The organism is Brevundimonas huaxiensis, assembly GCF_014218725.1.
Classification (GTDB): domain Bacteria; phylum Pseudomonadota; class Alphaproteobacteria; order Caulobacterales; family Caulobacteraceae; genus Brevundimonas; species Brevundimonas huaxiensis.
This window is the reverse complement of record NZ_JABBJE010000001.1, coordinates 487,860-511,671: the sequence shown is the minus strand read 5'-3', so window position 1 is coordinate 511,671 and position 23,812 is coordinate 487,860. Positions and strand designations below refer to the sequence as shown.

The 23,812-nt window shown below is 66.2% G+C and carries 28 protein-coding genes; 5 read left to right on the top strand and 23 right to left on the bottom strand.

The window, feature by feature from the left end:
• Positions 1-20 precede the first annotated feature (20 nt).
• Positions 21-1,196 carry an N-acetylmuramoyl-L-alanine amidase family protein gene (locus HF680_RS02595; protein ID WP_197071090.1) on the bottom strand — a complete coding sequence of 392 codons (1,176 nt, stop codon included), beginning with the start codon at positions 1,194-1,196 and terminating at the stop codon, positions 21-23.
• 508 nt (positions 1,197-1,704) lie between these two features.
• Between HF680_RS02595 and HF680_RS02590 the strand changes: the two genes are divergently transcribed.
• Genes HF680_RS02590 through HF680_RS02580 form a run of 3 tightly spaced genes read left to right on the top strand, consistent with a single transcriptional unit; the run spans position 1,705 to position 6,682 of the window.
• Positions 1,705-4,419, top strand: a complete 2,715-nt coding sequence (locus HF680_RS02590) for an Rne/Rng family ribonuclease (protein ID WP_185223976.1) — start codon at positions 1,705-1,707, stop codon at positions 4,417-4,419.
• Positions 4,420-4,478: 59 nt separating this feature from the next.
• Positions 4,479-5,876, top strand: a complete 1,398-nt coding sequence (locus HF680_RS02585) for a M48 family metalloprotease (RefSeq protein ID WP_185223975.1) — start codon at positions 4,479-4,481, stop codon at positions 5,874-5,876.
• A gap of 26 nt (positions 5,877-5,902) precedes the next feature.
• Complete coding sequence (locus HF680_RS02580) at positions 5,903-6,682, top strand: DsbA family protein (protein ID WP_185223974.1); 780 nt, start codon at positions 5,903-5,905, stop codon at positions 6,680-6,682.
• 19 nt (positions 6,683-6,701) lie between these two features.
• On the opposite strand, the gene HF680_RS02575 is transcribed toward HF680_RS02580, so the two are convergent.
• Together HF680_RS02575 and HF680_RS02570 are read right to left on the bottom strand one after the other, a co-directional pair.
• Positions 6,702-8,423: a tetratricopeptide repeat protein gene (locus tag HF680_RS02575; protein ID WP_185223973.1), complete on the bottom strand. Its 1,722-nt coding sequence runs from the start codon at positions 8,421-8,423 to the stop codon at positions 6,702-6,704.
• 62 nt (positions 8,424-8,485) lie between these two features.
• Entirely contained in the window at positions 8,486-9,730 is a 1,245-nt protein-coding gene (locus tag HF680_RS02570) for an alkaline phosphatase family protein (RefSeq protein ID WP_185223972.1), read from the bottom strand.
• 99 nt (positions 9,731-9,829) lie between these two features.
• Here HF680_RS02570 and HF680_RS02565 point away from each other — a divergent pair, with 99 nt between their 5' ends.
• Together HF680_RS02565 and HF680_RS02560 are read left to right on the top strand one after the other, a co-directional pair.
• Entirely contained in the window at positions 9,830-10,741 is a 912-nt protein-coding gene (locus HF680_RS02565) for an ABC transporter ATP-binding protein (RefSeq protein WP_185223971.1), read from the top strand.
• Positions 10,731-11,588: an ABC transporter permease subunit gene (locus HF680_RS02560; protein ID WP_185223970.1), complete on the top strand. Its 858-nt coding sequence runs from the start codon at positions 10,731-10,733 to the stop codon at positions 11,586-11,588. Before HF680_RS02565 ends, HF680_RS02560 begins: the two co-directional genes overlap by 11 nt.
• On the opposite strand, the gene HF680_RS02555 is transcribed toward HF680_RS02560, so the two are convergent.
• From HF680_RS02555 to rplN, 20 genes are all read right to left on the bottom strand, one after another.
• A complete protein-coding gene (locus HF680_RS02555; RefSeq protein ID WP_185223969.1) occupies positions 11,560-12,477 on the bottom strand; it encodes a LysR substrate-binding domain-containing protein in 918 nt (305 codons plus the stop codon). The genes HF680_RS02560 and HF680_RS02555 overlap by 29 nt on opposite strands.
• A gap of 189 nt (positions 12,478-12,666) precedes the next feature.
• The gene (locus HF680_RS02550; RefSeq protein ID WP_185223968.1) at positions 12,667-13,125 is read right to left on the bottom strand and encodes a GNAT family N-acetyltransferase; all 459 of its coding nucleotides are present in this window, start codon (positions 13,123-13,125) and stop codon (positions 12,667-12,669) included.
• Positions 13,126-13,214: 89 nt separating this feature from the next.
• Entirely contained in the window at positions 13,215-13,634 is a 420-nt protein-coding gene (rplQ, locus tag HF680_RS02545; RefSeq protein WP_185223967.1) for a 50S ribosomal protein L17, read from the bottom strand.
• Positions 13,635-13,738: 104 nt separating this feature from the next.
• The gene (locus tag HF680_RS02540) at positions 13,739-14,758 is read right to left on the bottom strand and encodes a DNA-directed RNA polymerase subunit alpha (protein WP_039248576.1); all 1,020 of its coding nucleotides are present in this window, start codon (positions 14,756-14,758) and stop codon (positions 13,739-13,741) included.
• 91 nt (positions 14,759-14,849) lie between these two features.
• On the bottom strand, positions 14,850-15,239 hold the full coding sequence (gene rpsK, locus HF680_RS02535; protein WP_013268944.1) for a 30S ribosomal protein S11: 390 nt from the start codon (positions 15,237-15,239) through the stop codon (positions 14,850-14,852).
• Between the two features lie 9 nt (positions 15,240-15,248).
• A complete protein-coding gene (rpsM, locus tag HF680_RS02530) occupies positions 15,249-15,617 on the bottom strand; it encodes a 30S ribosomal protein S13 (RefSeq protein ID WP_026108555.1) in 369 nt (122 codons plus the stop codon).
• 110 nt (positions 15,618-15,727) lie between these two features.
• Entirely contained in the window at positions 15,728-16,456 is a 729-nt protein-coding gene (locus HF680_RS02525; RefSeq protein ID WP_185223966.1) for a hypothetical protein, read from the bottom strand.
• A gap of 45 nt (positions 16,457-16,501) precedes the next feature.
• On the bottom strand, positions 16,502-17,239 hold the full coding sequence (locus HF680_RS02520) for an energy transducer TonB (protein WP_185223965.1): 738 nt from the start codon (positions 17,237-17,239) through the stop codon (positions 16,502-16,504).
• A gap of 27 nt (positions 17,240-17,266) precedes the next feature.
• A complete protein-coding gene (locus tag HF680_RS02515) occupies positions 17,267-17,827 on the bottom strand; it encodes an adenylate kinase (protein WP_017506042.1) in 561 nt (186 codons plus the stop codon).
• A gap of 37 nt (positions 17,828-17,864) precedes the next feature.
• Positions 17,865-19,244 (bottom strand): preprotein translocase subunit SecY, encoded by a 1,380-nt coding sequence (gene secY / locus HF680_RS02510; RefSeq protein WP_017506043.1) that lies wholly within the window; start codon positions 19,242-19,244, stop codon positions 17,865-17,867.
• A 128-nt stretch (positions 19,245-19,372) separates the two neighbouring features.
• Positions 19,373-19,966 (bottom strand): 50S ribosomal protein L15, encoded by a 594-nt coding sequence (gene rplO, locus HF680_RS02505; RefSeq protein ID WP_017506044.1) that lies wholly within the window; start codon positions 19,964-19,966, stop codon positions 19,373-19,375.
• 142 nt (positions 19,967-20,108) lie between these two features.
• Positions 20,109-20,297, bottom strand: a complete 189-nt coding sequence (rpmD, locus tag HF680_RS02500; RefSeq protein WP_017506045.1) for a 50S ribosomal protein L30 — start codon at positions 20,295-20,297, stop codon at positions 20,109-20,111.
• A gap of 3 nt (positions 20,298-20,300) precedes the next feature.
• The gene (gene rpsE, locus HF680_RS02495; RefSeq protein WP_017506046.1) at positions 20,301-20,909 is read right to left on the bottom strand and encodes a 30S ribosomal protein S5; all 609 of its coding nucleotides are present in this window, start codon (positions 20,907-20,909) and stop codon (positions 20,301-20,303) included.
• 12 nt (positions 20,910-20,921) lie between these two features.
• Positions 20,922-21,278 carry a 50S ribosomal protein L18 gene (gene rplR, locus HF680_RS02490; protein WP_008259637.1) on the bottom strand — a complete coding sequence of 119 codons (357 nt, stop codon included), beginning with the start codon at positions 21,276-21,278 and terminating at the stop codon, positions 20,922-20,924.
• A 3-nt stretch (positions 21,279-21,281) separates the two neighbouring features.
• Complete coding sequence (gene rplF, locus HF680_RS02485; protein ID WP_039248561.1) at positions 21,282-21,815, bottom strand: 50S ribosomal protein L6; 534 nt, start codon at positions 21,813-21,815, stop codon at positions 21,282-21,284.
• A gap of 1 nt (position 21,816) precedes the next feature.
• Positions 21,817-22,215, bottom strand: coding sequence for a 30S ribosomal protein S8 (rpsH, locus tag HF680_RS02480; protein ID WP_008262310.1), 399 nt, complete (start codon positions 22,213-22,215; stop codon positions 21,817-21,819).
• A gap of 15 nt (positions 22,216-22,230) precedes the next feature.
• Positions 22,231-22,536: a 30S ribosomal protein S14 gene (gene rpsN, locus HF680_RS02475; protein WP_017506048.1), complete on the bottom strand. Its 306-nt coding sequence runs from the start codon at positions 22,534-22,536 to the stop codon at positions 22,231-22,233.
• Positions 22,537-22,555: 19 nt separating this feature from the next.
• Positions 22,556-23,116, bottom strand: a complete 561-nt coding sequence (gene rplE / locus HF680_RS02470) for a 50S ribosomal protein L5 (RefSeq protein ID WP_045811678.1) — start codon at positions 23,114-23,116, stop codon at positions 22,556-22,558.
• Complete coding sequence (gene rplX / locus HF680_RS02465; RefSeq protein WP_039248554.1) at positions 23,116-23,424, bottom strand: 50S ribosomal protein L24; 309 nt, start codon at positions 23,422-23,424, stop codon at positions 23,116-23,118. The genes rplE and rplX overlap by 1 nt, the downstream gene beginning before the upstream one ends.
• Before the next feature lies 1 nt (position 23,425).
• A complete protein-coding gene (gene rplN, locus HF680_RS02460; protein WP_003164378.1) occupies positions 23,426-23,794 on the bottom strand; it encodes a 50S ribosomal protein L14 in 369 nt (122 codons plus the stop codon).
• Positions 23,795-23,812 lie beyond the last annotated feature (18 nt).

Below are 23,812 nucleotides of genomic sequence, written 5' to 3'. Positions count from 1 at the left end.
GCCGGCTTGGTTGCGCCGGGTCAGGGCTGACCGGCGGCTTGGCTGTTCGCGGCAGCCATCATCGGGCTCGACGGCTCGCGGAAATAGCGATCGATCCCGTCCGCCACCGATTTCATCAGGCGACGGCGCGCACGCTCGTCGGTCAGCAGCCGCTCGTCCTCGGGATTGGTGATGAAGCCCATTTCCAGCAGCACGGCCGGCACGTCGGGCGCCAGGAGCACTGCCAGACCCGCATCGCGATGGCTGCGGCGCAAGAGAGGATGGTCCGAGCCTTCCAGGTGCGTCAGCAAGACGCGCGCGAACTGGGCGGAGCGGTTCTGGGTCGCGCGCTGGGTCATGTCGAGCAGGATGCGATCCACCGACGGGTCGCGCCCCGGCAGATGCAGTTCGCGGTGCCAGTTGTCGCCCCGCGTGAACTCACGCACGGCCCGTCCGGCGCCCTGCTCCGACAGGGTATAGACGCTGGCCCCGCGCAGCGCCGGATCGGCGCCCGCGTCAGCGTGCAAGGAAATGAACAGATCGGCGTCGGCCTGACGCGCAATGGAGACGCGGCGATAGAGGTCGACATAGCGGTCGTCGCTCCGGGTCAGCCTGACGCGATAGCGGCCGTTCTTCTCAAGCTCGGCCTTCAACGCCAGGGCGGCGGCCAAAGTGACCTGCTTTTCCTGGGCGCTTGCGCCGCTGGCGCCGGGATCATTGCCGCCATGGCCGGCGTCGATGACGATCAGGGGGCGTTCGGCGCGGCGCGGCGGCGCGCTGGCGTGCGGCGCCGGCGTGGTCGTGGCGCGCGCGGCGGCCCCGGTAGCCTTCAGATCGACGACATAACGATAATGGCTGACGCCGTCGCCGGGCGGCAGCAGGAAGCGCCGTTCGATCTCGCTGCCGCGCGCCAGTTCCAGCTGAACCCGCGACGAACTGCCGGACGACGTGACCTCAAAGGAGCGCACCAGACCCGAGCCGCCGCCGTTCAGGCCGCGTCCGGGCGCGACGCCGCTGAGGGCCAGCACCACACGGCCCTCTCCGCCCGCGTCGATGACGCGCCCCTGCGCCGTCTTGTCCAGATCGATGACAACGCGGGTCCGATCGCCATCGGCGCCGAAGCGCACCGCCAGCACATCGCCTTGCGCGCCCCAGGCGAAACCGCGCGTTGCGGACAGACCGACCATGCAGATGACCACGAAGGCCAGGGCGGTCATCGCCCACTCCTTCGCGCCCCAGCGCATCAGACCTGTCAAAACGCGACCGCTCATCTGCGTCGGCGAACCCGGTTTAAGCCTACTTGAACCTCATCATGACAGAGGCTCGTATTCAGGGGGTTAAGGCGAGCGCCTTTTAATTCTCCCGTTGCATGACTATGCTGTGACCGCTCGCGAACCGATCGCGCCGATTTCGCCTCTGCGAATCTTGGCGCGCCCTCCTCGCGGCGTTGACTTTCACCAATCCTAGAACCGCCCCGGCCTGGCCGATGGTTCGAAGAGCGGACCAGGGACGCGGCCTTCCCAAGGGATTGGCGCGCCCGGTTCAGGACCGACGACTTAATGGGCCTTTCCGCCTGCGTTCCCCAACGGCTTGATCAAGCCTTCTTCGCCGTTTTCGGCGAGGGGATATCGCGCGCGCCGGCCCTCACCTTCATTCGGCGAGCCGCCATGACCCTGTCCGGAGATCCGGGACGGTCGGCCTGCGCGCGCCAGAGAGAGACTTTCCATGTCAAAGACAATGCTGATCGATGCGGCGCATCCCGAGGAGACCCGGGTCGCCATCGTGGACGGGCGCAAGATTGAGGAATTCGATTTCGAATCCCGTGCGAAGCGCCAGCTTCGCGGCAATATCTACCTCGCCAAGGTCACCCGCGTAGAGCCCAGCCTGCAGGCCGCCTTCATTGAATACGGCGGCAATCGTCACGGCTTCCTCGCCTTCAACGAAATCCATCCCGACTACTACCAGATCCCCGTCGCCGACCGCGAAGCCATCATGGCCGAGGCGCACGACGACGAGGACGAGGACGATCTCGACCGCGAATCGACCGGCGACGATGTCGATCCCGAATCGGCCCTGGCCGACGAAGAGCGGCTGAAGCGCCGCCTGATGCGTCGCTACAAGATCCAGGACGTCATCAAGCGCCGCCAGATCCTGCTGGTCCAGGTCGTCAAGGACGAGCGCGGCGCCAAGGGCGCAGCCCTGACCACCTGGCTGTCGCTGGCCGGCCGCTACTGCGTCCTGATGCCCAACACCGGCAAGGGCGGCGGCATTTCGCGCAAGATCACCAACACCTCGGACCGTCGTCGCCTGAAGAGCGCCGTCTCGGCCCTGGAAGTGCCCAAGGGCATGGGCCTGATCATCCGCACGGCGGGCGCCAAGCGCACCAAGGCCGAGATCAAGCGCGACTATCAATATCTGCTGCGCCTGTGGGAAACGATCCGCGAAACCACCCTCGCCTCTCACGCCCCCTCGGTGATCTACGAGGAAGAGAACCTGGTCCGCCGCGCCGTGCGCGACATGTTCGATAAGGACTTCGACGGCATCCAGGTCGAGGGCGTCGAGGGCTTCAAGGAAGCGCGCGACTTCATGCGCGTACTGATGCCGGCCCAGGCCAGGAAAGTTCACCTGTATCGCGGCTCGCGCCCCCTGTTCGCGGCCAACGGCATTGAAGAACTGCTGACGCAGATCCATCAGCCGGTCGTGCCGCTGAAGTCCGGCGGCTATCTGGTGATCAACCAGACCGAGGCCCTGGTGGCCATCGACGTCAACTCGGGCCGCGCCACCAAGGAACGCAACGTCGAGCAGACGGCGTTCAAGACCAATATGGAAGCGGCCGAGGAAGCCGCCCGCCAGCTGCGCCTGCGTGACCTCGCCGGCCTCGTCGTCATCGACTTCATCGACATGGATGAAGGCAAGAACAACCGCGCCGTCGAGCGCGTGCTGAAGGAGGCCCTGTCCTCCGACCGCGCCCGAATCCAGATGGGCCGCATCTCGCCCTTCGGACTGATGGAAATCAGTCGCCAGCGTCGCCGCTTGGGCGTGATCGAAGGCGCCACCGAGGCCTGCCCGCACTGCCAGGGCACGGGCCGTATTCGCTCGGCCGAATCCGCCGCCCTGATGACCCTGCGCGCGGTCGACATCGAGGCCGGCAAGAACGGCGCGGGCGTCGTGGTGCTGAAGGTCTGCACCGCCGTCGGCCTGTATATCCTGAACCACAAGCGCGCCTATCTGCAGTCGCTCCTGGAACGTCGCGGCCTGAACGTCATCGTCCAGATCGACGACAGCCTGGGTCAGGGCGAACACAATATCGAGCGCACCGAGACCAACGAGGACTTCGTCGCGCCCGAGATCGAGATGCCCAACCTCGACGACGACTTCGACGCCTCGCTGTACGAAGACGAGGATGAGGACGACGACGAGGAGATCATCGCCGACGACGATGACGACACGGTCGAATCCCTGGATCGCGAAGACAGCGACGATGACGAACCGCGCGAACGCTCGGAGCGTCACGATGGCGGTCGCGATCGCGGTCGTGGACGCAACCGTCGCCGTCGCGGCGGTCGTCGCGACGAGGAAACCTCCGACGTCGAGGCCGTCGATACGGTCAGCGCCGACGACGCCTCGGACGATGAGGAAGACGAAAACGGCCGCCGCCGTCGCCGTGGTCGCCGTGGCGGTCGCCGCGTGCGCGAGGATGGCGAGCGCGACGTCTACACCTGGGTTCGCGGCCGCACGCCGTCGCTGGACGACCCCTATGTCTGGTTCGACCCGCTGAACCCCGGCCGCTCGGAAGGTCGCCCGGAACGCGGCGAGCGCCATGAGCGGGCTGAACGCCACGCCTTCGCTCAGTCCGAGGGCGAAGGCCTGGATGTCGTCGCCCATAGCGGCGCCGGCGAAGGCTCCGGCGAGGAAGGCGGGCGTTCGCGCCGTCGTCGCCGTCGCGGTCGCGGTCGTGGCGACGGTTCCGTCAGCCACGAGATCAAGGTCGAGAACCGCGCCACCAACGAAGGCATGCCGCCTGACGGCTCGCCAGAGACGCCGATGGCCGTCATGGTCGAGCCGACCGAGGCCGTCGAGATGGCCGCCCCGGCCATCGCGCCCGAGCCTCAGCGTCGTCGCGTGCGCCGCAAGTCGGCCAGCGCCAATGTCGAGATCGCGACCGAACCGCATCCCGACACCGCCATCGAGCTGAACGAGGCGACGGTCGAAGGCGCGCCGGTCGAACTGGACGTGACCCCGCACGAGGCGCTGGCCGCCGAACCGGCCGAAGTCGCCCCGGTCGCCGCCCCGACCGCGGTTCCGGTGACCGAGGCCGTGCTGGCCGAGCCGTTCGTGGCTCCCACGCCGGAGATCGACGTTCAGGCCATCATCGCCGAAGACCCGAACCAGATCGTCGCACCGCCCGAAAAGCCCAAGCGCGGGTGGTGGCGCCGCTGATCGGTCACGATTAGACTGTCTGGATACAGGCGGGGGCCGGTCGTTGTTGGAGTAGAGCCATGAGATGGCTTCCCCGATCTGCATCCCGCGTTCTGGCGGCGGCGACGGCCTTGATGGCTGTTTCCGTCGCCGGCCAGGCCTCCGCGCAAAGCCTGATCCGCGACACCGAGGTCGAGGGCATCGTGCGCGAATGGGCCGACCCGGTCTTCGTGGCCATGGGGCTGAACCCGAACGACATCGAAGTCCTGCTGGTCAACGACAACGACCTGAACGCCTTTGCGACACGCGGGCGGATTATGGGCGTCAACACCGGCCTGATCCTGCGCACCAAGACGCCCGGCGAACTGCTGGGCGTGATGGCGCACGAGGCGGGCCACATCAAGAACCGCCACACCCTGCGCGACGGGGCCGAGAACGCCGGCAAACAGCCGATGTTCATGACCATGGCGCTGGGCGCCCTGGCGATCGCCGCCGGCGCGCCGGACGCAGGCGTGGCCCTGCTGGGCTCCAGCCAGTATTTCGGCGCTCTGGGCGCGCTGCATTACATGCAGAGCCAGGAGGGCGAGGCCGACATCTCGGGCGCGCGGGCGCTGGAGGCGGCCGGCGAATCCGGTGCTGGGCTGGTGTCCTTCTTCGAGAACTTCCGCTCGCAGGAGGTCTTCTCCGACGCCCGCCGCTATCCCTATTTCCGCAGCCACCCCCTGTCGTCGAACCGGATCGAAAGCCTGCGCCGCTATGTGCAGGAACAGCCGCACTACGACCATCGCGACAGCCCCGAACGTATGGCGCAGCACGCGCTGATCCTGGCCAAGATTCACGCCTTCATGGATCCGCCGAACGCCACCCTGCGCGACTATCCGTCGTCCGACAACTCCCTGCCCGGCCGCTATGCGCGGGCCATCGCCTGGTATCGCGACGGCCAGACGGACAAGGCGCTGACGGCGGTGGATGCGCTGATCGCGGGCGACGTGAACAACCCCTATTTCCAGGAACTGAAGGGCCAAATCCTGTTCGAGGAAGGCCGCCCGGCCGAGGCCGTCACCGCCCACCGCGAGGCGGTCCGCCTGAAGCCCGACGCCCCTCTGCTGCGCGTCAACCTGGCCCACGCCCTGATCGAGACCAACGACAAGGCCAATCTGGACGAGGCCATCGACCAGTTGAAGCACGCCGTCGTCGCCGAGAAGGACAACACCATGGCCTGGCGACTGCTGGCCCAGGCCTATGCCTCGCAGGGCAAGGAGGGCGAGGCGCGACTGGCCTCGGCGGAATACTATTTCGCCGGCGGGGACGAGAAACAGGCCACCCAGTTCGCCCTGCGCGCCCGCTCCATGCTGGACCCCGGCTCGATCGAATGGCGCCGCGCCGTCGATATCGTCCTGGCCTCGGGCGCCACGCCCGACGATCTCAACGACCTGGACCGCCGCGACGCCGCGCGCCGGCCCGCCACCCTAAACTGATCCCTTACCGCCGACTGCGAGCCTGAATGACCGACGACGCCCCCACGCCTGCGCCCGAACTCAAGACCGCCAAGCCGGGATGGCTCAGTGGCGGCCGCGCCGGCTATCTGGCCCTGGGCCTGTCAGTCATCGCGCTGGGCTTTTCCGCCGCGCCCTATCTGACCGGCGGATCGAGCGTGCGCGCGTATCTGCTGGAGCACCCCGAGGTCTTGCAGGAGGCGCAGATGGCGCTTCAGACCAAGGACGCCGAGGCCGCCGTCGAGGAGACGAACCAGGCCGCCGCCGCCAACGCCGGCCTCCTGGCGCCCGACGCCCGCGATCCAGCCTTCGGTCCAGCGAACGCCAAGGTCACGGTGATCGAATTCTTTGACTTCCGCTGCCCCGGCTGCAAGGCCGTGGCCCACGACTATCGCGCCCTGATGGCCGCCCACCCGGAAGTCCGCTTCGTCTTCAAGGACTGGCCCATCCTGGACCGCGGCGACGATATCACCTCGCAATACGCCGCCCGCGCCGCCCTGGCCGCGCACCAGCAGGGCAAGTATCTGGAAGTCTATGACGCGCTGATGACCGAGCGGGCGCTGTCGATCGAAGCGATCGACGCCATCCTCGCGGCGCATGGCGTGGACATGGCCCGCGCCAAGGCCGCGATCGCCGCGCCCGACACCACCCGCCACATCGCCGAAATCCACACCACGGCCGCCGCCCTGCGCCTGCGCGGCACGCCGACCTTCTTCGTCAACGGCAAGGCCAGCCCCGGCATCGACCCGGCCGAAATCGGCAAACTGATCGAAGCAGCGAAGCGCTGACCAACCCGCGGCCGAGGCGTCAGGCCTCGGCCAAACTCATCTGACCGCCGATCCATTCGACGCCGGCATGGCGCAGGGCGTCATTGGCCGCCGCTTCGTCGCCCACCGCCTGTTCGGCGCGGTAGAGGACGTAATAGCTGTAGGGATCGTTCGGCCAATCCTTCAGCAGTTCGCCGATCTTCGCCTTGGCCCCCGCCGCATCGCCGGACGCCAGCATGGCGGCGGCCAGGCTTCGGCGCGTCGGATACCAGATCATCGGCGGATCGCCGCCCTCGGGCGCCATGGCCTGGATCGCCGCCGCCCGCCCATAGGCGGCGATGGCGGCGGGATAGTCCTGATCAATCATGGCCGCGCGGCCTTCCAGCACCTTCTGGAACAGTTCGGCGAAACCGCTCTGACGATCCGCCATCAGGCCTTTGAACGCCTTGTCCGCCAGCAGGGCGGCGATGGCCTGGGCCTCGACCCGAACCGCAGCCGCATCGCCGCGCCGCGCCGCCGCCTCACCCCGCGCATAGCGCCAGCCGACCCGCATCAGCGGACGGCCCACGTCTGGTTCGGCCAGCGCCGCGACCTGGGCGCCCGATCCGAACCGGCCGTAAAGCGCATAGGCGTTCGCCGCCATCACCTGACGATAGACGACATAGCCGTCCTCGCCCGCCTCGGGCGGTCCCGCCAGCTGCGGATAGGTCGCCATATACCAGTCGGCCAGCTCCAGCCCCCGCTCGGCCCCGCCCGCCATAAGGGCGCCGCCCATGCCGAAATGGATGTTGTGGGCGTGCAGCCTCATGCCGCGAATGCCGCCCGGGGGTGCGACCAGCCGATCGTAATTCTTGTCCAGCGCCACGGCGTTGACGTTGGACATCATCGCGTCCTTGTACCGCCCGACCCGATAGAAGGTGTGCGACGGCATATGCACCAGATGGCTGGCCCCCGGCGCCAGCAGGGCCAGCCGCTCGCCATAGGCCAGCGCCCGATGTGGATCGTCCGACCATTCGGTCAGATGGATGTACAGGTGAATAGCGCCCGGATCGCTCGGCTTCACCTTCAGGGCGTGCTCCAGGATCGCCATGGCGCGAGTGACGGCCGGATCGGTCGCCTTGCCGTCCTTGTCCCACCATTCGCCCTCGGGCTGGAGCATCCAGGCGTCGGCGGTGATCGAGGCGACCGATACGTCGTCGGCGTGACGCTTTGCGATCCGGTCCATGGCGCGGGCGTAACGCAGGGCGCGGGTCTTCTCCTTGCCGGAATAGCGCTGGATCAGGGCGTCGATCATCTGGCGCTGCATCGGCGTAGCGTCTCGGGCCAGACGCCGCGCGTCACGGGCGACGCGCAGGCCTGTGGCGATCGATTCGGGATCGCCGCCGCCGCCGTTCAGGTTCGGCCCGATCGCCCAGGCCTCGCCCCAGGCGCACATGCCGCACGACGGGTCCAACTGCCTCGCCTTTCGGAACGCCCGCACCGATTCCGAATGCTCGAACGCCCAGCGCAGTCGTACGCCGTGGTCAAACCAGGCCTGGGCCTCGGGGTTCTTCGTATCGACCGCGAAACCCTCGTCGCCGAAGCCTGGGGCCATGACCATGTCGCGTGTCGGCTGGACATCGCCGACGGCGCCGACCCGGCCGCAGACCTGCGGATTGGTGATCAGGGCCAGGGTCGCCGCCGTCGCCGTGGCGTCGGCGACCGCCACGGGCGCAATCAGACAGGCGACCGAAACCGTCGCGACCCACAGACTTTTGCGCATCTTCGCCCCTCTCCCTTTGGCGACCAGTGTGCGCTCAAATCGTCGGCTCGCCAATCACCCCATCAGGGCATGGTGACGGGCAAGGTGTCTTGCGCCCGCCCGTCACCAGCCGGCGCCGCGATCCCGAGCATCCGCGCCAGGAAGGGCTGCACATCGACGCTGTCCAGATCGGTCAGCCGACGCCCGGCGACCACGCCCGGCCCATGGGCGATGAAGATCGCCGCCATCTCCGGCGCCTGATTGTCATACCCGTGGGCGCCCCCCGCCCGCGTCACCGGCCGATCGCGCGTCGCCGTCAGCCAGCCGGTTTCGACCAGACAGACGATCTGCGCCACGCGCGGGTTGGAGCCATAGGCCAGCTGCGCCGGCACATCGGCCTTGTTCCAGCATTCCATATGCGGATGGCGGCCGACCAGCTTCTGCTGCACCTCGGCCTCGCGACCCGGCGCCGGATCGGCGGTCAGAACCGCTCCGCCATAGCCGATCTTCAGCGCCGCCGGATCGATGATGTCGTCGATCCACACGACCCGGTCCGGCGAGGTCGCAGCCATGCCGTGATCCGACACCACGACCAGCATCGTGCGATCATAAAGCCCCCTCGCCTTCAGCCCCTCAATCAACCGTCCCATCGAGGCGTCGACCGACGCGGCGGCGGCGCGCGTCTCGGGCGCATCGGGGCCGTTGCGATGACCGGCGGTGTCGACGATGTCGAAATACAGCGTCTCCAGCTTCGGTCGCTGATCCAACGGCAAGTCCAGCCACGACAGCAGACGATCCACGCGCGTGTCGCCCGGCATTGCTTGGTCGAACGGCGCCCACTGACTGGGCCGCACGCCGTGGATTTCGACCTCCGATCCCGGCCAGAACATGGTGCCGGTGCGCACGCCCGCCTTTTCGGCCGTGACCCAGATCGGCTCGCCCTGATCCCAGAAACCGCTTTCCTTGCTGGCCATGGTGAAGGCGCCCAGTTGCGCGTCGGTGAACCGGTTGCCGACCACGCCGTGGTGGTCCGGGTGCAACCCCGTCACCAGCGTATAGTGGTTGGGGAAGGTCACGCTGGGGAACGACGGCCGCATCGATCCGACCGCGCCGCCGGCGACCAGTCCGTCCAGCACAGGCGTCTGCCCCTTGCCCAGATAATCCGGCGAGAAGCCGTCGATCGACACCAGGATGACCAGATCGGGACGGGTCGTCTGCGCGGTCTGCTCGACAACCGGCGATGTACGGGCGGATTGCGGGGCCCCGGCGCAGGACGCGACGGCGAAGGCGGCGGCCACGGCCAGGCTGGCGGCGACGAAACGAGACATGAACTTACTCCAAGGCGGCATTGAACCATTGCCTAAACTTAATGGACGACAGCCACGCGACGGCTTGTGCGACCGGCGTTCACTCGCCAAGCTTGGCGTATGGAAACCGTCATCGACATTCGCGGCCTGACCAAGACCTACGGGACGGTAAAGGCCTTGGACGGCCTGACCTTGTCGATCCCGCGCGGCGGCGTCTACGGCATTCTGGGTCCCAATGGGGCGGGCAAATCGACGCTGTTTCGCACCCTGCTGGGTCTGATTCAGCCGACCGTGGGCGAGGCTGTGGTGATGGGCGGTCGGATCGGTGATCCGGCCTCCATGCGTCGCATGGGCTCGATGATCGAGACGCCGCGCTTTCCGCCGTTCATGACCGCCCGCCAGGTGCTGGAATGGCTGGCTCGCGCCCATGGCGGCGTGTCCTCGGCCGAGATCGATAACTGGCTGCAACGCGTCGGCCTGACCGAGGCGGCGAACCGGCGCGTGAAGGGCTTTTCGGTCGGCATGCTGCAACGTCTGGGCGTCGCCGCCGCCCTGATGACCAAGCCGGACCTCGTCATTCTGGATGAACCGACCAGCGGCATGGATCCGCCCGGCATCCAGGAGATGCGCGCCCTGATCCGCAGCCTGGCCGACCATGACGGCGTCACCGTCATCCTGGCCAGCCACCAGCTTCAGGAGGTCCAGCGCGTCTGCGACCGCGTCGCCATCTTCAACAAGGGCAAGGTGATCACCGAGGGCCGGGTCTCCGACCTGACCGCCTCGGGAGAGCGTCTGCGCCTGTCCGTCACGCCTCTGGCCAAGGCCATGTCCGTGCTGGGCGACCGCGCGACGCTTGAGGGCGACGCGATCGTTGCCGCCATACCTCGCGCCGAGGCCGCCGCCGCCATCAAGGCCTTGGTCGAGGGCGGCGTCGATATCGAAGAGGCCCGCTGGATCGGCGCGGACCTGGAAGACGTCTTCATGAGCGAAACCGGCTGGACCGGCGTGCAGGAGCAAAACCGTGCTGGCTGACGCGATCCGTTCCGAAACCTACCGCCTGTCCAAGAACCGCACCGCCCTGTTCTGGAGCGTGCTGTTCATCCCGATCATGGGTGTGATCCTGGCCACCCTGGGCTTTGTCGTAGCCAAGGCCAATGAGGCGAAACTGGCGGGCAAACTGCCGCCGGACATGATGAAGGGCGGCCCGCTCGATCTGGGGATGACCTTGGTCAAGAGCGCGGGCGATTTCGCCAATCCGGCCATCCTGATGTTCGTCCTGATCGGCGCGGCGACCATCTACGCCGGCGACTATCGCTGGGCGACCTGGCGGCTGATCAGCGCGCGCAACACCCGGCCGAACCTGCTGACCGGCAAGGTCGCGGTCGTGGGTCTGGTGATCGTGCTGGCGACCTTCGCCGCGCTGATCTCCGACGTGATCGCCAGCGTGATCCAGGCGGCGGTGTTCGGCCGCCCCCTCGCCTTCTCGATGACCGGCGCAGCGGCGGCGGACTTCGGCCTTCTGACCCTGACCGGCTGGGCGCGCATCCTGCAGTTCACCATGCTCGGCCTCCTGGCGGCCGTGGTGACGCGCTCGTTGCTGGCGGCCCTGTTCGCGCCGCTGGTGATCGGCGTGGCCCAGTTCTTCCTGCCCCAACTGCTGCTGCCGATGGGCGTGACGCCGGACGGCTGGCTTCTGCCTCTGCTGTCGCCCGGCATGGCCACCGACCTGCTGAAGGCCGCCATCGCGGGCGGCCCCTCGGCGGGGCAACTGCCCGACCACGCCGTGCTGAAAGGCGTCCTCAGCCTGGCCCTGTGGATCGGAGTCATCTTCGCCGCCGCCGTCGCCTGGTTCAACCGCCAGGATTTGTCCAAGGAATAGGCGGCGACGGACTGCGCGCGCCTTCCGCAACCAGCCAGTCGCGGAAGGCGTCCACCGCCGCGTCCTTGCGACCTTCCGGCCGCAGAAAGACGAACCGGGACGGCCGCTCGACGAAACCGAACGGCGCGGCCAAGCGACCGGCCATGACATCGGGCGCCACAAAGGCCCAAGGCGCGATGGCGACGCCCAATCCAGCGATCGCCGCCTCTACCAGCGAGTGATTGTGCGCGAACTCCCGCTCCATCGTCGCTGCCGGCAGGGTCACGCCGGCCAGTTCGGCCCAGACCGACCACGCCCGACGGAAGGTCGCCGAATGCAGCCGCGGCGCGCCAGCTAAGGCGTCTATCGTCGGCAACTGGGCCATCATGGATGGCGATCCGACAGGCCCCTGATGTTGGCTCAGAAAGGGCGTCGCTTCGGTTCGCGCATGAAGCTGATCCGGCTCCACGATGCGGATGGCGCCGTCGAAACGGTCGCGCCGATAGTCGACCGGCACATAGGATTCCGACAGCTTCACGCGCACCTCAGGATGGGCCTCCAGGAAGGACGGCAGACGTGGGATCAGCCATTTCAGGGCAAAGGTGCCGAGACAGGAGATCTCGATCTCCCGCACCGCGCCCGGCCGCGCGGCCTCGACCGCATCGATGATCGCGCCAAAGGCGGGCGTCAGCCGCGCGGCCAACTGCACGCCTGCCTCAGTCAAGATCAGCGCATGGCGCGGTCCGGTCACCAGGATCACGCCCAGCGAAGCTTGTAGGGCTGCGATCTGACGACTGACCGCGCCGTGGGTGACACACAACTCGGCCGCTGCACGGGTCATGCTGCCGTGCCGCGCGAACGCTTCGAAGGTTCGCAGCGCATTCAGCGGCGGCGGGGCGCGACCCGACATGTGACCTCCCCTCACAGAGTTCCACCCGCTTAATCGATTTCGCTGTCTTCGCCTATCGGCTTCAAGCTTGGCGATGCCGCTTCCAAATCCACCGCCCAAGCCGCCCCGCCGCTCGCCTCAGGATCAGATCGCCTACGGCCTGTGCATTCTGCTTATATGGAGCATGGCGATCGCCGCGTTCTGGGACGGCTAAAGCCGCTTCTCCATAAAGACGTCCGCGCGCACATAGGGCGTGGGACGTGGCGGCAGGTGAACGAAGCCGGCGCTTTCATACAGGGCGATCGCGGGCTTCAGGGCGCTGTTGGTTTCGAGATACAGCCGGGCGGCACCCGCTTCCCGCGCCGCCGCTTCACAGGTCTCGAGCAGTCGTCGCGCCAGCCCCAGGCCGCGCGCGGCGGGCGTGACGGTCATCTTGCAGACCTCCACCCCGTCATCGGTCGGGACCATGGCGCAGCAGCCCACAGACTCCCCATCCCTCTGCGCCATGAAGATGCGCCCGCCCTTTTCCAGGAACACGCCCTGCGGATCATCGATCGCCAGCCGATCCTTCGCTTCGATGGCGAAGCCGCCCTCGACTAGCCAGGCGGTGTTCAACCGCGCCCAGGCGGCGGCGTGATCGGGAAGGAAATCGACGATGGCAACGGTCATTCAACCGTCATGACTGGTTTGAACGCAAAGCAAAAGGGCGGTCGGATCGCTCCGACCGCCCTTCCGGCGTTTGGTCAAACGACCAAATCTTAGTCTTCGTCGTTGCCTTCGAAGGCCAGGACCGGACCGGAGTCCTTGCCCTTGGCTTCGACGTCGCGGTCGACGAACTCGATGACGGCCATCGGGGCGTTGTCGCCGTGGCGGAAGCCGGCCTTCATGATGCGGATATAGCCGCCGTTACGCGCGCTGTAGCGCGGGCCCAGCGTTTCGAACAGCTTGCCGACTTGCGGCACGTCGCGAACCTGGCTGATGGCCTGACGACGCGCGTGCAGGTCGCCCTTCTTGGCGAGGGTGACCAGCTTCTCGACGAAGGGACGCAGTTCCTTCGCCTTGGGCAGGGTCGTGGTGATCTGCTCGTGCTTGATCAGCGATGCGGCCATGTTGGCGAACATGGCGGTGCGGTGGCTGGTCGTGCGACCGAGTTTACGATGGGCGGCGCCGTGGCGCATCTGGGTCTCTCCTACTCCGGAACCGGTATCCCGACAGGGACCTGGAACCGTAATCTTCTAACCGCCCCGACACTCTCCCGAAGGAGACGGGCGGAGGGTTGAACTTAGATCTGGTCGTCGAACTTCTTGGCCAGATCTTCGATGTTTTCGGGCGGCCAGTTCGGCACGTCCATGCCGAGGCTGAGGCCCATCGTCGTGAGAACTTCCTTGATCTCGTTCAACGACTTGCGGCCGAAGTTCGGGGTGCGAAGCATTTCGCCCTCGGTCTTCTGGATCAGGTCGCCGATGTAGACGATGTTGTCGTTCTTCAGGCAGTTGGCCGAACGAACCGACAGTTCCAGCTCGTCCACCTTCTTCAGCAGCGCCGGGTTGAAGGGCAAGTCGGGCTTGCCGTCCGACTGCTCGACAGCCTTCTTGGGCTCTTCGAACGTGATGAAGATCTGGAGCTGGTCCTGCAGGATGCGCGCGGCGTAGGCCACGGCGTCAACCGGCGTGACCGCACCGTTGGTTTCGACTTCCAGCAGCAGCTTGTCGTAGTCCAGCGACTGACCCTGACGGGTCGGCTCGACGCGGTAAGCCACCTTCTTGACCGGCGAATACAGGGCGTCGACGGCGATCAGGCCGATCGGCGCGTCTTCCGGACGGTTCAGCTCGGCGGCGACATAGCCCTTGCCGTTCTGGACGGTCAGTTCCATGCGCACCGATGCGCCGTCGTCCAGCGTGCAGATGACGTGGTCGGGGTTCAGAACCTCGATGTCCGCCGGCACGTCGATCTGGCCGGCCGTCACCGGTCCAGGGCCCGTGGCGCGCAGCGTCATGCGCTTGGGGCCCTCGGCGTGCATGCGCAGCGCCAGTTGCTTGATGTTCAGGACGATGTCGACCACGTCTTCGCGCACGCCTTCCAGCGACGAGAACTCATGGACGACGCCGTCGATCTGGATGGCCGTGACGGCCGCGCCTTGCAGCGAAGACAGCAGAACGCGACGAAGCGCGTTGCCGAGCGTCACGCCGAAGCCACGCTCGAGGGGTTCGGCGACCAGGCGCGCCTTGCGCTGGGCATCGGAACCGGTCTCGATCTGAGGCTTCTCGGGACGGATCAGCTCTTGCCAGTTTCTTTCGATCATTTTGTCCCTCGAACGGGTTTCGCCTGCTCCGGCCTTGTCGACGAGGCCATGATGGAGCGGACGGAGATGGGGGTGCTTTGGGCGGTGTCGCTTAGACGCGACGACGCTTGGGCGGACGGCAACCGTTGTGCGGCATCGGGGTGACGTCGCGGATGGTCGTGATCGTCAGACCGACCGACTGCAGCGCGCGCAGGGCCGATTCACGGCCGGAGCCCGGACCCGAGACGTTCACTTCCAGCGTCTTCACGCCGTGTTCCTGGGCCTTCTTGCCAGCGTCTTCCGCAGCCATCTGGGCGGCGTAAGGGGTCGACTTACGCGAACCCTTGAAGCCCATGTGACCCGCCGAAGACCACGAGATCGCGTTGCCCTGGGCATCGGTGATCGTGATCATGGTGTTGTTGAACGAAGCATTCACGTGGGCGACGCCCGAGGTGATGTTCTTGCGCTCGCGCTTCTTTACGCGACCCGGTTCCTTGGCCATGTGTCTGTCTTACTTCTTCTTGCCGGCGATCGGCTTGGCGGGACCCTTGCGGGTGCGGGCGTTCGTATGGGTGCGCTGACCGCGGACCGGCAGGCCCTTACGGTGACGCAGGCCGCGGTAGCAGGCCAGATCCATCAGACGCTTGATGTTCATCGACGTCTCGCGGCGCAGGTCGCCCTCGACGGTGTGATCTTTGTCGATCGTTTCGCGGATCGACAGGACTTCGGCGTCCGTCAGCTGGTTCACCCGGCGGGCGGGCTCGATGCCCACCTTCTCGGTGATGTCCTTGGCGGCGGCCGGGCCGATGCCATGGATATACTGAAGCGCGATCTCTACGCGCTTGTTGGTCGGGATGTTGACGCCAGCAATACGGGCCACGAAATTCTCCAGATACGCGTTAGTCAGACGCAACAAACGCTCCGGTTAACAAACCAGGAGCGTGGCGCCCTTCGCGGGAAGGCGCCCTTATACAGATGATTCACCGGGCGTCAACCAGAGGGCTTATCGGCGTCCTCTGGCGGCGCGGGGAAAGCCAAGGCGATCGTCATTGCTTGTCGATCCAAGGCGCGCCCGCTGCTCGTAGGAGGCTTGATCCGGAACTCGCGCGCCCGCGCTAACGCCTCACGTCGATAGCCGGATGGACGGGGGTGCTCCCCCACGACGCGGCACCGCTCTAATCTCTCCGTCAGCCTTAGCTGGCAGCGCAGCACCACATGAGCCCCGGTCGAGTCGTAAAGCGATGCTCGCGATACAGCCTCCGATATCGCAGCGTTGGCGGGGCCTTGGATCAAGATTGGAGCGGTGCGGCCTCCGCCGCCGTCACCGTCACCTTCACCTGCGCCTCTGCCATTACCGCTTCCGCCCTGACCCAGCCCCGGCTGCTCGCTTTCAATATCGGCCAAACCGATCACATGCGGCTGCTCGTCGGCTTGGATACGAGGCTGTTCCAGGTCTTGCTCAACTTTGCGCGGGATTGGCGGCTTGTGCGTGCGAGACGGCGCCGCCGCAGCGCCGCCCGTCTTGGCAACTTCTGGCTGGCTGCCGAGATCGACACGCGGCGACAGGACAACGTCAAAGATGGGAGGCGCGACCGGGATGCTGACTTCAGTCCTCGTCAGCGCCAACAACCACAAAGCGGCAATGTGCACTGCCGTCACCAGGACGATCGCCATCCACCGGCTGCGTCGAGCTTGGAAGACAGACGGTGTGACGAACATGACCTTCCCTCCAGGTCACCAACATGAAATCCAGAGTTGCGGCCGTCAACCTCTGTTCGGCGGACGGCCGAAATCGACGCCGACGGTGACCCGTTGGCCCTCGACCGGTCGACCGTCTTCGGTCGGCGGCTGGAAGCGGAAATAGCCGGACACCTGCAAGCCGGCCGCGCCGAAGCCCAGGCCGGGGGGCGTCTCTTGAACGACGCGGCAACCGTCCAGTCTACTGTCCAGGCGAATGACGCAGGACAGTTCCACCCGGCCGTAACGGCTGCGGGCGCCCGGCGGATGGTTGGCGCGAATCTGGCCAATGGTGGGACCGGTGACCAGACGTGGTCCGGTCGAGCCGCTGCCGGGGCCAGATCCAGACCCGACGCCGGATCCGCTGCCGGTTCCCTGCCCGCCCTGGCCAAAGCCGGGTTGCGGCGACGGCGCCGGCGCGAGCCCGACGACGGGCGCGGATTCCGGCGCCTTGACAGGCGGTGCGGGAACTTCGCGGGGGCGTTCCTTCGGCGGAGGCGGCGGGGTGTGAATGACGGATGGCGCGGCGGGAGCGCCGCCGCCCGTCTCAGGCGCAGGGGGTTCGTTCGAAATCGGCGGCGGCGGATCGTAAAGCACGACCTCGAACGGCGGCGGCTCCACCACGGGCACCGGCGTCGGCCCCCTCACCTGTCCGAGCAACAGAAACAGGCCGATTTCTGCGGCCGCAACGGCGACGAATATGCCCGCCATACGCCAGCGACGCTGGCGGGTCTTCTCAGATTTGGGGTCGTCTAGTTCAGTCATCAGGCGATCAACGCCCGAAAACGCAAATCAGGCCAGGGCCTCGTCGATCGCCTTGGCGACGGATTCGATCGAGCCCATGCCGTCGGCCTCGGTCAACTTGCCCTGGGCTTCATAGTAGGGAAGCAGAGGCGCGGTGTTGCGGTTGTAGGCCTCGAGCCGGACCTTGAAGGATTCCGGATTGTCGTCCGGACGGCCCTGTTCGGCGAAGCGCTTGGCGATCCGTTCGGTCAGGGCGGCGTCGTCAACCTTCAGGCGGACGACGGCGTCGATCTGAACACCGCGCTTGGCCAGCATCTCGTCCAGCGCCTCGGCCTGGGCCACGGTGCGGGGGAAGCCGTCGAAGATGGCGCCGCCGGCGGCCTCGGCCTCCGTCAGGCGATCCTCGATCAGAGCGATGACGATCTCGTCGGTGACCAGATCGCCGCGCGCCAGCACGTCCTTGACCTTGAGCCCCAGCTCCGAGCCCGAAGCGATCGCCGCGCGCAGCATGTCGCCGGTGGAGAGCTGGACCATGCCCTTCTCTTCCACCAGCCGCTTGGCCTGGGTGCCCTTGCCCGCCGCCGGCGGTCCGAACAGGATCAAGTTCATGCTTCAGCCCTCCCCTGGGCGTCTGACAACCTAAGACTTAGCGGCGAACGGGCGTGGGAGCGCCGCGACCGCCACGACCACGCAGCTTGGCCTTCTTGATTAGGCCTTCGTACTGGTGCGCCAGCAGTTGGGACTGGATCTGGGCCACAGTGTCCATGGTGACCGAGACGACGATCAAGATAGACGTTCCGCCAAAGTACAGGCTGTTGCCGAACTGGCTGACGATGAACTCGGGCAGCAGGCAGACCGCGGTGATGTAGGCGGCGCCGATCACGGTCAGGCGGGTCAGGACATAGTCCAGATACTCCGCCGTGCGCTTGCCCGGACGGATCCCCGGAAGGAAGCCGCCGTATTTGCGCAGGTTCTCGGCCGTGTCTTCGGGATTGAAGGTGATCGAGGTGTAGAAGAAGCAGAAGAAGACGATCAGGGCCGCGTACAGCGCCATGAACAGCGGCTGGCCGTGCGTCAGCTGCGCCGTCACCAGCGGAAGCCAGCTCATCCAGCTGGGCAGATCGGCGTTGGCCGTCATGGTCGCAACGGTCGTCGGCAGCATCAGCAGCGACGAGGCGAAGATCGGCGGGATCACGCCGGCGGTGTTGACCTTCAGCGGCAGGAACGAACGCTCGCCGCCCGCCATGCGGTTGCCTTCCTGGCGCTTCGGATACTGAATCAGAAGACGGCGCTGGGCGCGTTCCATGAAGACGATGAAGACCACGGTGGCCACGGCTAGAATGGCGATGAACAGCAGGGCGAAGGCCGACATCTGACCTTGTTGGGCCAGGCCCAGCAGGCGGGCGATGGTGGACGGCAGGACCGCCACGATACCGGCGAAGATGATCAGCGAGATGCCGTTGCCGACGCCGCGCGCCGTCACCTGCTCTCCCAGCCACATCAGGAACATGGTGCCGCCGGTCAGGGTCACGACCGTCGAGATGATGAAGAAGATGCCGGGGTTGTCGACCAGACCGGCCGTGCTGTTCAGACCCGCCGCGATGCCGAAGGACTGGGCCAGCGCCAGGAACACCGTCAGATAACGGGTGTACTGGTTCAGCTGCTTGCGGCCGCTTTCGCCGCCTTCCTTCTTCAGCTTCTCCCAGGGCGGATACACCGTGCCCATCAGCTGCACGATGATCGAGGCCGAGATGTAGGGCATCACGTTCAGGGCGAAGATGGCCATACGCTCGACCGCGCCGCCCGAGAACATGTTGAACATGTCCAGGATGCCGCGCTGACCGTCCGGGTTTTGGAAGAACTGCAGGAAGGCCTGCGAGTTGATGCCCGGGATCGGCACATAGGTGCCGATGCGATAGACCAGAAGCGCGCCCAGCGTGAACAGCAGGCGTTTATGCAGCTCGGTCGCTTTCGCGAACGAGCCCATGTTCATATTGGCGGCGAGTTGTTCTGCGGCCGAAGCCATTATGCGTCCCCACGACTGATTGAGTCGTCAGATAGGCGGAAAGCGGCCCTCATGCGAGGGCCGCTTCCGTTCTTTCGTCGTCGCAGATGTAATCAGGTCACGACCTAATCGCCGCGACGACGCGTGACTTAGGCTTTGGCGGCGGTGCGCTTGGTGCGGGCCGAGATCTTGTTCTCGTCGCCGCGCGGCGCCTTGGCGGCCGGAGCCTTGCCCTTGGCGGCGTTGCGCTTCTCGACGCGCGCGGCGGCCTTGGCTTCGGCTTCGATGCGTTGCTCGACGACCGAGCCGCCAGCCGCTTCGATGGCCTTCTTGGCGCCGGCGGTGGCCGACCAGACGACCAGGTTCAGCGCTTGCTTCAGCTCGCCGGTGCCCAGCAGACGCACGCCGTCCTTGACGCGACGGATCACGCCGGCGGCGACCAGGGCGTCGCCCTTCAGTTCCGACTTGGCGTCCAGCTTGCCGGCGTCGACGGCGTCTTGCAGGCGCCACAGGTTCACTTCAGCCAGCTTCAGAGCATTGGCGTTGTTGAAGCCGCGCTTGGGCATGCGCATGTACAGCGGCATTTGGCCGCCTTCGAACCCGCCGATGGCGACGCCCGAACGCGACTTCTGACCCTTGACGCCACGGCCGGCGGTCTTGCCCTTGCCCGATCCGGGGCCACGGCCGACGCGCATGCGCTTCTTGTGGGCGCCTTCGTTGTCGCGGATTTCGTTCAGTTTCATGTGCCTGATCCTTTCGGGTGCTAGCGCCCGGACATTGTCCGGACTCGGCTTGGAAAAAATGAAGGGCCGCTGATAAGCGACCCCTCGGGTATTCGCAAGTGCAGAAACGCCCTCCCCCGGGTTCGGGAGAGGGCGAAACGGCTTACTTCTCGACGATCTCGGTCAGGTGGGCGACCTTGGCGATCATCCCGCGAACCGAAGGCGTGTCTTCCAGGGTCGATTCACGACCCAGGCGGTTCAGACCCAGGCCCACCAGAGTGGCGCGCTGGTCGCTCTTGCGGCGGATCGGCGAACCGGTCTGCTTGACGGTGAGGGTTTTCTTCTCAGCCATGACTTAGGACTCCACGGCTTCGGGCGCCGAGGCGCCGTCGTTGCGGCGGCCCATCAGATCCGCGACCTTCTTGCCGCGCTTGGACGCGACCTGGCGGGGCGAGGACTGGACCTTCAGCGCTTCGAACGTCGCGCGGATCATGTTGTAGGGGTTCGACGAACCGGTCGACTTGCCCACGACGTCCTGGACGCCGAGGGTTTCGAGCACGGCGCGCATCGGACCGCCCGCGATGACGCCGGTCCCGGGAGGGGCGGCCCGCATCATGATCTTGCCGGCGCCCCAACGGCCGTTGCCGTCGTGGTGCAGGGTGCGGTTCTCGCGCAGCGGAACGCGGATCATCGTCTTCTTGGCTTCTTCGGTCGCCTTGCGGATGGCTTCCGGCACTTCGCGCGCCTTGCCGTGACCGAAGCCGACGCGACCCTTGCCGTCGCCGACGACCATCAGGGCTGCGAAGCTGAAGCGACGGCCGCCTTTGACGGTGGCGGCGACGCGGTTGATGTGAACCAGCTTCTCGACGATGTCGGAATCCGGACCATCGACAGCGGGACCGTTGCGGTTGTCACGACGGTTGCGATCGTTGCCGCCGCCGCCGCGTTGGGGTTGTTGCGCCATCTGTCGCGTCCCTTAGAAGTTCAGGCCGGCTTCACGCGCGGCTTCCGCCAGCGCCTTCACCCGTCCATGATAGATGTACTCGCCACGGTCGAAGACGACGTCCTTGACGCCCTTCTCGATGGCGCGTTCGGCGATCAGCTTGCCGATCGCGGCGGCCGCAGCCGTGTCCGAACCGCGCTTGCCCTTGCCGCCTTCCAGCGACGAGGCAGCCACGACGGTCACGCCCTGGGCGTCGTCGATGATCTGGGCCGAGATGTTCTTGTCCGAACGGTAGACCGACAGGCGCAGACGACCGTTGGCGACAGCCTTCAGGCGGCGACGCGTGCGCTCCGAGCGACGCTTGGCTTGTTGTCGAAGAGAAAGAGCCATGACTTACTTCTTCTTGCCTTCCTTGCGACGGACGGTCTCGCCCGCATAACGGACGCCCTTGCCCTTATAGGGCTCCGGCGGACGCAGCTTGCGGATGACCGCGGCGATCTGACCGACGGCTTGCTTGTCAGCGCCCGAGATCTTGATCTCGGTCTGCTTCGGCACGGCGAAGCTGACGCCCGACGGCGGAGCGATGTCGACTTCGTGCGAGAAGCCGAGTTGCAGCGACAGGGCGTCGCCCTTCATCGCGGCGCGGTAACCCACGCCGACCAGCTCCAGCGACTTCTCGAAGCCCGAGGTGACGCCCGTGACCATGTTGTCGACCAGGGTGCGCGACAGACCCCACATCGCGCGAGCGCGAGGCGTGTCCGAACGCGGGGTCAGCGACACCTCGTCGCCTTCCTGCTTGACTTCGATCTCGTCGGCGACGGTCCAGGCGCGTTCGCCCTTGGGTCCCTTGACGGTGATGTTCTGGCCGTCGAGCGTGACAGTCACGCCCTTCGGCACGGCGATGGTTTTCTTGCCAATACGGGACATATCAGTAGACCCTGCAGAGGACTTCGCCGCCGACGTTAGCGTCGCGGGCGGAAGCGTCGGACATGACGCCCTTCGAAGTCGAGAGGATCGAGATGCCGAGGCCGTTCTTGACGGGCTTCAGATCGCCGATCGCCGAATAGACGCGGCGGCCCGGCTTGGACACGCGCGCGATCTCAGCGATGACGGGCTGACCGTCGAAGTACTTCAGCTCGATCTCGAACTGCGGAAACTCACCCGGGTTCTGAACCAGGTTGTAGCCGCGGATGTAGCCTTCGTCCTGCAGCACGTCGAGGACGCGCTGGCGCAGACGGGAGGCCGGGGTCAGCACCTTGGAACGCTTGCGGGTCGCCGCGTTCTTGATGCGAGCGATCATGTCGCTCAGGGGATCGTTGATCATCATGTCTGTTCGCTCCCCTTACCAGCTGGACTTCGTCAGGCCGGGAATCTGGCCCAGGTTGCCCAGTTCACGCAGCGCAATACGGCTCATCTTGAGCTTGCGGTAGAACGCCCGCGGACGACCCGTCACTTCGCAGCGGTTGCGAATGCGGCTCGGCGCGGAGTTGCGCGGCAGGGCGGCCAGTTGCAGGCGCGCCTCGAAGCGCTCCTCCAGCGGCAGGTTTTCGTCGTTGGCGGTCGCCTTCAGGGCGGCCCGCTTCGCGGCATACTTCGCAACCAGGGCCTTGACGGCTTCGTTGCGGTTTACGGCGCTTTTCTTAGCCATTGTGCTCTTCCCTTCCCGCTCAGTTCTTCACGAACGGGAACTTGAACTCGGTGAGGAGAGCCTTGGCTTCCTCATCGGTCTTGGCCGTGGTGCAGACGACAATGTCCATGCCCCACATCTGATCGATCTGGTCGTAGTTGATCTCCGGGAACACGATGTGCTCCTTCAGACCCGTGGCGTAGTTGCCGCGACCATCGAAGGACGTGCCCTTCAGACCACGGAAATCCTTCACGCGCGGCAGCGCGATCGTGATGAACCGGTCCAGGAACTCGTACATCTGGTCGCCGCGCAGGGTGACCTTGCCGCCGATGACCATGCCTTCGCGCAGCTTGAAGCCGGCGATGGAGTTACGGGCCTTGGTGGCGACGGCCTTCTGACCGGCGATGGCGGTCAGATCCTTGAGGGCGGTGTTCGCCTTCTTGGAGTCCGCGACGGCTTCGCCGATGCCCATGTTCAGGACGATCTTGTCCAGCTTGGGCACCTGCATTTCGTTCGTGTAGCCGAACTTTTCCTTCATCACCTGGCGGATGCGAACGTGATACTCGTCCTTGAGGCGCGGGGTGTACTTCTCGGTAGCCATCAGATGACGTCTCCCGTCGTCTTGGCGATGCGGACCTTCTTGTCCCCATCGATCTTGAAGCCGACGCGGGTCGCCTTGCCGTTGGCGTCGGCGATCGCGACGTTCGACAGGTGAAGCGAAGCTTCCTTGTTCTTGATGCCGCCCTGCGGGTCAGCCTGGCTCGGGCGCGTGTGGCGCTGAACCATGTTGACGCCTTCGACGAGGACGCGGTTTTCGGTGGGCAGGACCTTCAGCACGTTGCCCGTGCGGCCCTTGTCCTTGCCGGTGAGGACGACGACGCGGTCGCCCTTCTTGATCTTGGCGGCCATGTTACAGGACCTCCGGAGCCAGCGAGATGATCTTCATGTGGTTCTTGGCGCGCAGTTCGCGGGGAACCGGGCCGAAGATCCGCGTGCCGACAGGCTCGTTCTGCTTGTTGACGATGACGGCGGCCGACTTGTCAAAGCGGATGACCGAGCCGTCCTTGCGTTGGATATCCTTGGCGGTGCGCACGACGATGGCGCGAACGACGTCGCCCTTCTTCACACGGCCGCGCGGAATGGCTTCCTTCACGGAGGCGACGATTGTGTCGCCGATCGAGGCGTAGCGGCGCTTGGAGCCGCCCAACACCTTGATGCACATGACCCGGCGGGCGCCCGAATTATCGGCCACTTCCAGGTTAGTTTGCATCTGGATCATAAGATCAGATCCTTCTGA